The organism is Pelotomaculum sp. PtaB.Bin117 (genome assembly GCF_002067195.1).
In the GTDB taxonomy this organism is placed as follows: domain Bacteria; phylum Bacillota; class Desulfotomaculia; order Desulfotomaculales; family Pelotomaculaceae; genus Pelotomaculum_D; species Pelotomaculum_D terephthalicicum.
In genome coordinates this window covers 1-8018 of sequence record NZ_MVQM01000152.1, presented here as the reverse complement: position 1 = coordinate 8018, position 8018 = coordinate 1, and the positions used below count along the sequence as shown (strand labels likewise).

Here is an 8018-nt window from a genome sequence, read left to right as displayed (position 1 = left end):
GAGGATAGGCATGGTCTTTCAGCGCCCCAATCCTTTTCCGATGTCGGTTTACGATAACATAGCCTACGGGCCGCGTATTCACGGTACAAAAAACAAGCGCAAGCTTGATGAAATTGTGGAAAAGAGCCTGCGCGCCGCGGTTCTTTGGGATGAGGTCCAGGACAGGCTGTACAAGTCCGCCCTGGGTCTTTCTGGCGGTCAGCAGCAGCGTGTCTGCATAGCACGGCTGCTGGCGGTGGAACCGGAAGTGCTGCTGATGGACGAGCCGACCTCGGCCCTGGATCCCCTGGCTACGATGAAGATTGAAGAATTGATTCAGGTGTTGAAAAACGATTATACAATTATTATTGTAACCCATAACATGCAGCAAGCCGCCCGCGTCTCAGGGGTTACCGCTTTTTTCCTAAGCGGTGACCTGATTGAATACGGTGGTACGGAATCAATATTTACCAAACCCGGTGATAAACGCACGGAAGATTATATTACCGGCCGCTTCGGCTAGGAAAAAAAAGAGGGGAAACTTATATGGCTACCAGAACGACTTTTGACCAGGCTTTGAGCGAGCTTAAGCAGGAAATTTTACGCATGGGCTTTTACGTTGAAGAATCAGTCTCCCGGGCGGTGGAGTCACTGGTTAAACAAGATCTGGGTTTGGCTCAGAGTGTTATCGACGGAGATGTTCTGATCGACGATCAGGAAATGCTAATCGAGGACAAGTGTTTGAAGCTGATTGCCACCCAGCAGCCGTTGGCAAAGGACCTGCGCCGTATCGCGGCGGGGCTTATGATTATCACCGACCTGGAGCGGATGGGTGACTTGGCTTGTGACATTGCCAAGTCAGCCAGGCGGATAGCGAACGAGCCCCTGATCAAGCCGCTGATCGACATCCCCCGGATGGCTCATTTGGCCCAGATAATGGTAAAAGAGGTGCTGGACGCTTATGTGCGTGAGGACGTCCAGCTTGCTTTGAAAATGGCGGCGGACGATGAACTGGTAGACGACCTGCACAACCAGGTTTTCCGGGAACTGCTGGTGTTAATGATGGAGAATCCCAAGGTCATCAATCAAGCTACCGCTCTCTTGTTCGCCAGCCGTCATCTGGAGCGGATAGCCGACCATGCCACCAACATTGGCGAGCGGATCGTCTACCTTGTGACCGGTGAACGCAAAGAATTAAACTAAACAAATGTCGAAAATCATAGTCCCGGAATTGTGAAACGAGGTAGTAAGGAATGTTAAAGTCAATTAATCCGGCCGGCAGTGAGTTGCTGGGCAAGACTCTGGCTACCGGGGCGGCGCTGATAGCCATTGTTTCCACGATCACCATTGTTATTTTTATTTCCATAAAAGGTTTGTCAACCTTTACAGCATACGGTGTAAGTATCAAGGAGTTTTTGTTTTCAGCCAATTGGCTGCCGGACCGTCCGCCGGGGGAAGGCGGCCCGCAAGTTGGTGTGCTGGCCTTCATCTTCGGTTCGGTAATTGTTTCCATGCTGGCTGTCTTATTAAGCGCGCCGCTCAGTGTCACTTGCGCCGTGTTCATTGTGGAAATCGCGCCTTTCTGGGGACAGCGCTTCCTGCAGCCGGCTATCGAATTGCTGGCAGGCATCCCTTCGGTTGTTTACGGGTATATCGGTTTAAGCGTCCTGGTTCCCTTTATCCGCGGCAACATCGGAGGCCTGGGCTTTAGTGTTCTGGCGGGCTTTCTGGTGCTGTCCGTGATGATCCTGCCCACGATAGTCAGCATCCTGACCGACAGTCTAAAATCCCTGCCGCGTGAGTACAAGGAGGCGGCCTTGGCCCTGGGCTCCACGCGCTGGCAGGCTATCCGCCTGGTGCTCATTCCGGCCGCTCGTTCCGGCCTGGTCACCGGTGTCGTGCTTGGCCTGGCCAGGGCTTTCGGCGAGGCGCTGGCCGTCCAGATGGTTATCGGCAATACCAGAAAAATTCCAACGTCCATTCTTGATCCGGTGATCACCTTAACCAGCGCGATCACCATGGACATGGGCAACACCCCCATGGGTTCCCTTTGGAACAGCACCCTCTGGTCCATGGGGCTGTTTCTCCTGTTGATGTCGTTCTTTTTCATCCTGGTAGTTCGCTACGGAGTGCGAAAAGGAGGGATAAGCAGATGAATTCCCGCCTTGCCGACAGAATCGCCACTTTTATATTCTGGACCGGCGCACTGCTGGTGATTACGGTTCTTGGCGCGATGATCGTGTATATCCTCTACCACGGGGGAAAATACATCAGCTGGGATTTCTTGACCAAACCCCCGCAAGTGGTTCGCGCCGGAGGCGGGATTGGACCGCAAATTTTCAACTCGTTCTACCTGCTCTTTTTATCCATGGTTTTTACCGTGCCCGTGGGCTTGCTTGGCGGGGTTTACCTGGCTGAATACGCCCGGAACAACAAGCTGACGGAAGCAATCAGACTGTCCATCGAAACGTTGAATTCGTTGCCTTCAATAGTGGTGGGCCTTTTCGGGCTGCTGGTATTCGTCAACATGACCGGCTGGGGTTACACGCTTATTTCCGGGGCGCTTGCCTTGGCTGTGATCAATCTGCCGCTGATGGTGCGAATCTCTGAGGAATCTATTCGCGGCGTACCGGACAGCCTGCGCGAAGCGAGCTTGGCCCTGGGTGCAAACCATTGGCAGACGATCTGCCGGGTGGTGTTGCCCAGCGCCTTCCCCGGGCTGATCAGCGGCGCCATCATCACTTCCGGCAGAGTGTTCGGCGAGGCCGCCGCCCTGCTGTTTACCGCCGGCATGTCCAGCCCGGCCCTGGACTTCAGCCAGTGGAACATCTTCCACCCGGCTTCGCCGCTGAATCCGTTCCGCCCGGCGGAAACCCTGGCGGTGCATATTTGGAAGGTCAACACGGAGGGCCTCATCCCCGACTTGAGAAGAGTGGCGGACGGTTCCGCGGCGGTGCTGATCCTGGTGGTGCTTGGCTTCAACTTGGCAGCCCGCTGGCTGGGCAGAAAAATATACCGGCAAATGACGGCGACGTAGCATTTCTGTCGTCGCCGCGCCGCTTCCCGGACCTTGTCTTTTCATCCTCGCACGGCCTCTTCATCGCCATATAGTTCCCCTCCAGCCTCTAAAACAATTGTTGCGGCTCAAAGTCCTCGCTTTGGTTAATCAGCCAATATTAATATTATATGGATTTTTGCGGGTAGTTTTTTTTAAGAGCGCAGGATATTGAAGATGTATACAGAATTAAAATTATTGTTCGATAATTATCGACAAAAATCAACAAGACGAAGCACAGGGATGATTTAAGCATGCGCAAGGTCAATGGGTGCATGTTTATTTCGGCTATACCGCTTTATGTGATCAGTTTTTCCAGGTGATTAATGTGTGGTGGTAAACGAATGACGCTGCGTAAAAAAACAATAATTACTTTTAGTGCGATACTTGTCTGCTTGATTGTGATTTTATTCATTATCTCTAAATGCATATTGACAGCCAGCTTTGCCAATCTTGAGAAACAAAGTGTCACTGTGAACGTGGAAAGAGCGCGGGACGCCTTATTAAACGATATTGACACATTGAACTGTCTGGCCGGCGACTGGGCTGAATGGGACAGCACGTATAAATTTATTGAAGACGCAAGCAACGAGTATATCAATATGAATCTTACTAAAAATACTTTCGTCTCGCTTAAATTGAACCTGATTTTATATATCGACTCCTCCGGCCGGATTGTCTACGGCAAAGGTTTTGATCCGGAAAAAAGCAATGAAGCGCCTGTTCCCGGCAGTATAATAGAGCATCTTTCATTAAGCGATGATCTATTAAATCATCGCGAACAAAAAGACGGCATGGCAGGAATTATTATTCTTCCGGAAGGGCCCATGCTTATTGCTTCGCGGCCTATCTTGACAAGTGAAAAAAGTGGGCCGGCCAAGGGCACGCTCATTATGGGACGCTATCTGAATTCATCTGAAATCAATCGTTTGGCTGATACAGCGCATCTGTCTCTGGCTATATGCCGGTTGAATGATGCTCAGATGTTCCCCGACACCCAGGCCGCCCGTTCCTTTTTATCGGCAGAGTCGCCGATATTTGTTCAACCGCTAAGTCCGGATTCTATTGAGGGATATGCTTTACTGGATGATATCTACGGCAAGCCGGCGCTTATTTTAAGAACCGACATGTCCAGGGAGATTTATAAGCAGGGCCAGGCCAGCATAAAGTATTTTATCTTGTCGCTTTTTGTGGTCGGCCTGTTGTTTGCTGTGATCGCCCTGTTGCTCTTGGAAAAAGTGGTGTTGTACCGGTTGGCCCGGCTGAGCACCAGTGTTTTGGAGATCAGTACGAACGGTGACCTCGCGGGCCGTGTGTCAATGACGGGAAGAGACGAGTTATCCACCTTGGCGGGTCAAATCAACCAGATGTTGTCATCGCTTGAGAGGTCTCAATACAAGCTTCAGGAAAGCGAAGACAATTACCGGACGATTTTTGAAAATACCGGAACCGCGATATTAATCTTGGAGGAAAATAAAGTAATATCTCTGGTGAACACAGAATTTGAAAAACTATCTGGTTGTAGTAAAAAGGAAGTGGAAAACAAGAAAAGAATAACTGAATTTGTTGCAAAAGAGGATTTGGATAGGATAAATGACTATTATTTGATAAGAATTAATAAGAATGCCGCTCCCCGCAACTATGAATTCCGGTTTATAGACAGGGAGGGAAACATTAAGGACATTTATACAACTGCCGCCGTTATTCCACGCACGAAAAAGGTTGTGATGGCTCTTTTAGATATCACCGCACGCAAGCGGGGTGAAGAGCGCTACCGCAACCTTGCTAAAAAGCTGCGGGAGGTGGACCTGCGCCAATCAGAAGAGCGTTTTCAAAAGATTTTTCAAAACAGCCCGGACCTGATCGCTATCATCAGGGTGAAAGATAACAGGTTTGTGGAAGTAAACCAGAGATTCCTGGATGTTTCAGAGTATACCCGGGAAGAGGTGTTGGGCCGCACATATCAAGAATTGAATTTTTTAAGTGAACAGAACGATGTAATAAAGTCTTCTTTTGCTGCGGTTAAGGAAACGGGAAGATTGCAAAACCTTGATCTAAAAGTAAAAAATAAATCAGGTAAGGTAATAAATATATTATTATCATCCGAACGTATTAATCTAAATGGTGAAAACTGCCGTGTTGTTATGATGAAAGACATAACCAATGAAAGGAAGATGGAAACCGAAATAGCCAGGCTCGACCGCCTGAACTTGATCGGTGAGATGGCGGCCGGGATCGGGCATGAAGTAAGAAATCCAATGACTACAGTGCGTGGTTTCCTGCAGATGCTTTATAAGAAGCAGGAATACGATAATCACAAGAGGTACTTTAGTCTGATGATCGAGGAACTTGACAGGGCGAATTCAATTATTACAGAATATCTTTCCATGGCTAAGAACAAGCCGGTTGATTTAAAATCACAGAATCTTAATCATTTGATCCAAACCCTATTTCCGCTAATACAGGCAGACGCTATGAACTCAGACAAGTATATCGAATTGGAACTGGCGGAAATTCCGGAATTGCTTCTGGATGAGAAAGAAATTCGCCAGCTAATTCTTAATCTTGTGCACAACGGCTACCAGGCAATGCCTAATGGCAAAACCTTAAGGATAAAAACGTATGCGGAAGATGGAGAAGTGGTTATGACGGTGGAGGACCAGGGTAGCGGCATTCCTTCTGAAATAGCAGATAAGATAGGCACCCCGTTTTTTACGACTAAAGACCATGGGACCGGCCTGGGTTTGTCGGTCTGTTACAGTATTGCGGCCAGACATAAAGCCAAAATTTATTTTGAAACCAGCACCTCGGGAACCTCATTCTTTGTCAGGTTTAAGGTGAATACCGTGTTGCAGTGATCGGTGAATTACCGGATTAAACAACTCTCAAAATATATCCCCTTAACATGGGTGAATACCCATTGTTTAACACTTTTATCATCGGCCGCATATTATATAAAAAATCAAAAAGGGGGTTAATAATATGGCATTCGGCGCAGGTGGATGCGGCACGGGTTGTGGAACTGGATTTGGCAACTTTGGTTTTATTATTTTCCTGATCTTCATCCTGCTCATCTTTGGTGTGGGTTTGTGTGGCTGTATATAAGCTCAAAGTCTTATAAGGAGGTAATTCCATGGCAGATATTCAATCTCAAGAGATTAAAGCTGAAGAAGCCTGTGGTTTCGGTTTTGGCAACCCGGCGTTCATTATCTTTTTGATTCTGATCCTTCTCGTTTTTGGCGTGGGGTGTTTCGGAGGCTGCATTTAAGCTAAAACCTAAATCTAAGGTTGTAACCACCGGTCCTCATCATGCCGGTGGTTTTGCTATGTGCGGCAGGCAGTCAGTCGAAAACGGGTAACAGGGGTAAATATTAATTTAAGAATTTAAGCAGGGATTACTGAAACATTGTCGAATGTTTTGATAATATAATAAGTACAGGTAGATGACCGCCCGTAAAACGGCGGTCGTTGTTGTTTGAGCGTATTTCGACAATATACATCTAAATATTCAACAATTTTATTAAAGTTCGACAAAAATAGTGGGCCCGGTGCCATCCCGATCCGAGAAGACTTACTTAAATTACAAAGGAGGAATATCACTTGTTAAAGAAAACATTTATCGGTATTTTAACAGTTGTTCTTATGTTCCCATTGATGGTTGTTACTGTGAATGCAGAACAATGCGATTCTAATTCATTAAAGTTGAGAACAGATTTCCACAAACACATTATCAGCCCGGATGTTGGCAATGCACTTCGAATGTTAGGGATTCCACTTAATATAATGACTGGTGAAGATATCATAAATAATGTTCCCCATGGAAGTAAAGCAATTGTTCTATCTGATGCCTACATGGTTTCAAGGCTTGCAGACTACGGATTAATTTCGGATGAGTATGAGACTGTTAAAAGGTCTAATAATTATGTATCTGTCCAATGTGCAGTTTACTCTAATAAGTTGATTCCATATGGAAGTATCAATCCTTTAAAGGATTACGCATTTGAGGAGATTGAAAGATGCCGTGAGGAATTAAATTTGAAAGGGTTAAAAATGCATTTCGCTAATTCCGGCGTAGACCTGAAAAATCCCGAACATTTTAATAAGATTAGAAAAATCTTCGCGTATGCTTCTAAAAATAAAATCCCATTATTGGTGCATCAAAGAAATGTTGAAGAACCTTATGGCTCAGCAGATGCTAAAAAGCTTGTTGGATTGCTGGCACAATATCCGGAACTGAAAATCCAATTAGCACATCTTGGTGGTTGGGGGGGATTTGACCATGCTTCCTATGAATACTTGCAGACATTAGTTCAAGAATTGAAAGCACACCCGGAAATTAAAAATGTTTATTTGGATTTATCAGGGGTTGTTTTGACTGATCAGGCCAACCCTGCATTAGCTGAAGGGGTCCCTACTCCTACTGCTGGCGATTATCAGAAAGCAGCTGCATTAATAAGAGATTTTGGTCTGGATAAAATTGTTTTTGGTTCGGATACTCCACTATATAATTCTACAGATGATTATATCGAGGCTTTTTCAGAGAATTTTCCTTTAACTAAAAAAGAAATGAAAAAGATTTTCGAACAAACTCCAGATAAAACTTTGTTTAAAGGTTTGAAATTTTCGATTGGCCCGGTAGAACATAGTCGGCGGCACTGTCAGTGAGTCAGGGAACCGTCCCCTGACTCACTTTCTTCGTTAATTTTTCTCTTCCTGCCGCCGCTCACCGGCTACCGCTTCGGCCAATCTGGCAATACTGGCGGCCAGAGTCTCCAGCTTGCCCTCGATGCGCACCAGCAGGTATGCGGCCACGGCTATGGGAAAGCCTACGTTGCCCACTGCCTGCAGGATAGTTTCCAGTAGAATCACCCCTTTGAATTAGATGCGGCGGGGGACCTGCCCCCCACCTTTTATATGAACGCCCTGATTCTAGGCGGGCGGGTCATACAGATCGTTTGTGGTGTTGCTGATAACCCTGATGTCC

The 8018-nt window shown here is 46.9% G+C and carries 9 protein-coding genes; 8 read left to right on the top strand and 1 reads right to left on the bottom strand.

What is annotated here, in order from left to right; genetic code table 11:
- The 8 genes from A4E54_RS11280 to A4E54_RS11245 form a co-directional block, all read left to right on the top strand.
- Positions 1-502 (top strand): phosphate ABC transporter ATP-binding protein (locus A4E54_RS11280; protein WP_286726163.1); only part of this gene is annotated, 502 nt, incomplete at its 5' end.
- A 23-nt stretch (positions 503-525) separates the two neighbouring features.
- Positions 526-1182 (top strand): phosphate signaling complex protein PhoU, encoded by a 657-nt coding sequence (phoU, locus tag A4E54_RS11275; RefSeq protein ID WP_286726162.1) that lies wholly within the window; start codon positions 526-528, stop codon positions 1180-1182.
- 50 nt (positions 1183-1232) lie between these two features.
- Positions 1233-2135 carry a phosphate ABC transporter permease subunit PstC gene (pstC, locus tag A4E54_RS11270; protein WP_286726161.1) on the top strand — a complete coding sequence of 301 codons (903 nt, stop codon included), beginning with the start codon at positions 1233-1235 and terminating at the stop codon, positions 2133-2135.
- Positions 2132-3016 carry a phosphate ABC transporter permease PstA gene (gene pstA / locus A4E54_RS11265; RefSeq protein ID WP_286726160.1) on the top strand — a complete coding sequence of 295 codons (885 nt, stop codon included), beginning with the start codon at positions 2132-2134 and terminating at the stop codon, positions 3014-3016. The genes pstC and pstA overlap by 4 nt, the downstream gene beginning before the upstream one ends.
- Before the next feature lie 362 nt (positions 3017-3378).
- A complete protein-coding gene (locus tag A4E54_RS11260) occupies positions 3379-5892 on the top strand; it encodes a CHASE4 domain-containing protein (RefSeq protein WP_240083557.1) in 2514 nt (837 codons plus the stop codon).
- Positions 5893-6016: 124 nt separating this feature from the next.
- Positions 6017-6139 carry a hypothetical protein gene (locus A4E54_RS11255; RefSeq protein WP_282442331.1) on the top strand — a complete coding sequence of 41 codons (123 nt, stop codon included), beginning with the start codon at positions 6017-6019 and terminating at the stop codon, positions 6137-6139.
- Between the two features lie 28 nt (positions 6140-6167).
- Positions 6168-6302, top strand: coding sequence for a hypothetical protein (locus tag A4E54_RS11250; RefSeq protein ID WP_282442330.1), 135 nt, complete (start codon positions 6168-6170; stop codon positions 6300-6302).
- 332 nt (positions 6303-6634) lie between these two features.
- The gene (locus A4E54_RS11245; RefSeq protein ID WP_240083556.1) at positions 6635-7699 is read left to right on the top strand and encodes an amidohydrolase family protein; all 1065 of its coding nucleotides are present in this window, start codon (positions 6635-6637) and stop codon (positions 7697-7699) included.
- A gap of 33 nt (positions 7700-7732) precedes the next feature.
- Here the strand turns inward: A4E54_RS11245 and A4E54_RS11240 are convergent, their stop codons facing one another.
- A complete protein-coding gene (locus tag A4E54_RS11240) occupies positions 7733-7894 on the bottom strand; it encodes a YvrJ family protein (RefSeq protein ID WP_286726164.1) in 162 nt (53 codons plus the stop codon).
- Between the last annotated feature and the right edge of the window lie 124 nt (positions 7895-8018).

Bases quoted from the DNA above. Each gene is read 5' to 3' on its own strand.
- A4E54_RS11260 (WP_240083557.1), top strand. From the start codon at position 3,379: ATGACGCTGCGTAAAAAAACAATAATTACTTTTAGTGCGATACTTGTC.
- pstC (WP_286726161.1), top strand. From the start codon at position 1,233: ATGTTAAAGTCAATTAATCCGGCCGGCAGTGAGTTGCTGGGCAAGACT.
- phoU (WP_286726162.1), top strand. From the start codon at position 526: ATGGCTACCAGAACGACTTTTGACCAGGCTTTGAGCGAGCTTAAGCAG.
- A4E54_RS11255 (WP_282442331.1), top strand. From the start codon at position 6,017: ATGGCATTCGGCGCAGGTGGATGCGGCACGGGTTGTGGAACTGGATTT.
- A4E54_RS11250 (WP_282442330.1), top strand. From the start codon at position 6,168: ATGGCAGATATTCAATCTCAAGAGATTAAAGCTGAAGAAGCCTGTGGT.
- pstA (WP_286726160.1), top strand. From the start codon at position 2,132: ATGAATTCCCGCCTTGCCGACAGAATCGCCACTTTTATATTCTGGACC.